Annotated in this window: 4 protein-coding genes; all 4 read left to right on the top strand. The window is 70.8% G+C overall.

Annotated elements, in window-relative coordinates:
* On the top strand, positions 1–124 hold a 124-nt coding region (locus tag JMF90_RS33670; RefSeq protein WP_201326042.1), incomplete at its 5' end, for a CreA family protein.
* Positions 125–183: 59 nt separating this feature from the next.
* Positions 184–1,104 (top strand): AraC family transcriptional regulator, encoded by a 921-nt coding sequence (locus tag JMF90_RS33665; protein ID WP_011544917.1) that lies wholly within the window; start codon positions 184–186, stop codon positions 1,102–1,104.
* Between the two features lie 127 nt (positions 1,105–1,231).
* The gene (locus JMF90_RS33660) at positions 1,232–1,999 is read left to right on the top strand and encodes an AzlC family ABC transporter permease (RefSeq protein ID WP_011694222.1); all 768 of its coding nucleotides are present in this window, start codon (positions 1,232–1,234) and stop codon (positions 1,997–1,999) included.
* Entirely contained in the window at positions 1,996–2,334 is a 339-nt protein-coding gene (locus JMF90_RS33655; RefSeq protein ID WP_006476529.1) for an AzlD domain-containing protein, read from the top strand. Before JMF90_RS33660 ends, JMF90_RS33655 begins: the two co-directional genes overlap by 4 nt.
* Positions 2,335–2,371 lie beyond the last annotated feature (37 nt).

Genomic DNA, 2,371 nt, shown 5'->3' with positions numbered 1-2,371 from the left:
GGTCGACAAGAAACGCAACACGATCGTCTATCTGACCTACAGCGACCGTATCGTCAGCGGCAGCCCGAAGAACGCCGTCACCGCGGTGCCGATGCCGGCCGGCACGACGATTCCGGTCAAGTAAGGCCGCACCCGCCGGGCGCGCGAGCGATACACTGTTGGTTCGACCGCTCGCGCCCGATCATGTCCTCCACCCGCCTCCCCGATTCCGCACGCTACTGGCGTACGCCGCTCGTGCCGGACGCGGATCTGCTCACGGCCACCTATCGCGATCACGCGTTCGCGCCCCACTGGCACGACGCGTACACGATCCCCGTGATTCTCGAAGGCGCGGAACGCTTCACCTATCGCGGCACCGGCTACGTCGCCGAAACGGGCACCGTGCCCGTGATCAATCCCGGTGAAGTGCATACGGGCTCGCGTGCCGCCGACGAAGGCTGGTGCTATCGCGTCAGCTACATGCCGGTCGAATTCATCCACGAACTCGCGAGGTCGATCGCGGGCCGCCCGCAGGAGGCGCCGTGGTTTGCCCCCGACGTGATCCGCGACGCCGATCTCGCGGCCCGGCTCACGCTCGCGCACCGGATGCTGGAAGCCGGCAGCGAGCGCGCGCGGTCGTCGCAGGCCGATGCGCCCGGACAGCCGGCCGGCAATCCGGCGGCCGGCGATTCGGCCACCGGTGCGCCGCGCATCTACGATCCGCTCGCCGCCGAAACCGCGATGCTCGACGCGCTGTCGACGCTGATCGTGCGTCACGCCGACGTGCGGCCGCAACCGGAGCCGCTCGCGGCCGACGAGCCTCGCGTCGACGTGATGCGCGAGCGGCTCGCCGCCGACCTGACGTCCACGGTGACGCTCGACGACGTCGCGCAGACGGTCGGCCTGTCGCCATTTCACGCGGCGCGCCTGTTCACACGCACGACCGGCATGCCGCCGCATGCGTGGCGCAACCAGCTGCGGCTGCAGCGTGCGCTGGCGCCGCTGCGTGCGGGCGTGCCCGTCGCCGATGTCGCCGCGGCCAGCGGCTTCGTCGACCAGAGCCACTTCACGCGGCATTTCAAACGGATGTTCGGCGTGCCGCCCGGGCGCTGGCAGGCAAGCTGACGCGCGGCATCCCGCCATCGCCGGCCGCGCCGCGCCCCGTGCCGGCCGGCACGTGAGCACCGGCCCCGCTCCGGCGGGCGCAAGAACATACAAGCCGGCTCGCCGCCGGCCCGCTATCCTCCCGCTCATGGAGGAGCGCTTCTTGAACAAGACACCCGCATCACCCCCGCGCCGCCCGCTCAACGAATGGCTCGACGGCGCGCGCGACACGATCCCGATGATGATCGGCGCCGCGCCGTTCGGCGTGATATTCGGCACGCTCGTCGGCGGCGGTCCGCTCGCCGCGTGGCACGGCGCACTGATGTCGCTCGCCGTGTTCGCGGGCTCCGCGCAATTCATCGCGCTCGGCCTGATCGCCGGCAGCGCCAGTTTCGTCGTCGTGCTCGCCACGACGCTGATCGTGAACCTGCGTCACCTGCTGTACAGCGCGACGCTCGCGCCCTATGTCGCCCACCTGCCGCTGCGCTGGCGCGCGACGCTCGGCGCGTTGATGACCGACGAGGTGTTCGCGGTCGCCTACGGCCACTACCGGCACTACCCGCCCGGTACGATCGGCCCCCACTACTTTTTCGGCTCCGGGCTCGCGATGTACCTGAACTGGCAGGTCTGGACGCTCGCGGGCATCGGCTTCGGCGCGGCGTTCCCGGGCCTGCAGTCGCTCGGCCTCGATTTCGCGATGGCGGCGACCTTCATCGCGATCGTCGTCCCGCAGCTCGGCACGCTGCGCTATTTCGCGGCGGCCGCCACGGCCGGCACGCTCGCGTACTTCTGGCAGAGCTGGCCGTACAAGCTCGGGCTGCTCGGCGCGGTCGCCGCCGGCGTCGCGATCGGCGTCGTGCTCACGCTGCGGCACGATCGCACGCGCGCCAACGCTCGTTCGGAGGCCGCATCGTGAGCTACGCGCTGTTGATCCTCGGGATGGCCGTCATCACGTATGCGATCCGCTCGACACTGTTCCTGTTCGGCGAGCGGCTGACGTTCCCGCCGCTCGTGCGAACCGCGCTCGCCTTCGTGCCGGTCACCGTGCTGACCGCGATCATCGTGCCGATGACCGTCTCGCCGCACGGCGGCACGGCCGAGCTGACCTGGCGCAATCCGCAGCTCGTCGGCGCACTCGCGGCCGTGCTCGTGTCAGCCGCGACCCGCCGCCCGCTCGTGACGATCGCGGCCGGGCTCGTGGTGTTCTTCCTGTGGCAAGGGGTCGTCCTCCCGCACTGGCCGGCTACCTGAGCGCACGCTCCATCGCGCGCGCTCAAGTTTCCGCCCG

Origin of the sequence: Burkholderia sp. E168m23 (assembly GCF_016586125.1) — a bacterium.
Taxonomy (GTDB): domain Bacteria; phylum Pseudomonadota; class Gammaproteobacteria; order Burkholderiales; family Burkholderiaceae; genus Burkholderia; species Burkholderia orbicola.
The sequence above is the reverse complement of the archived record's forward strand: the minus strand, read 5'-3'. Positions and strand labels throughout refer to the sequence as shown.

Excerpts from the sequence above, each read along its gene's own strand:
- JMF90_RS33665 (WP_011544917.1), top strand. The coding sequence starts at position 184 with ATGTCCTCCACCCGCCTCCCCGATTCCGCACGCTACTGGCGTACGCCG.
- JMF90_RS33660 (WP_011694222.1), top strand. The coding sequence starts at position 1,232 with ATGGAGGAGCGCTTCTTGAACAAGACACCCGCATCACCCCCGCGCCGC.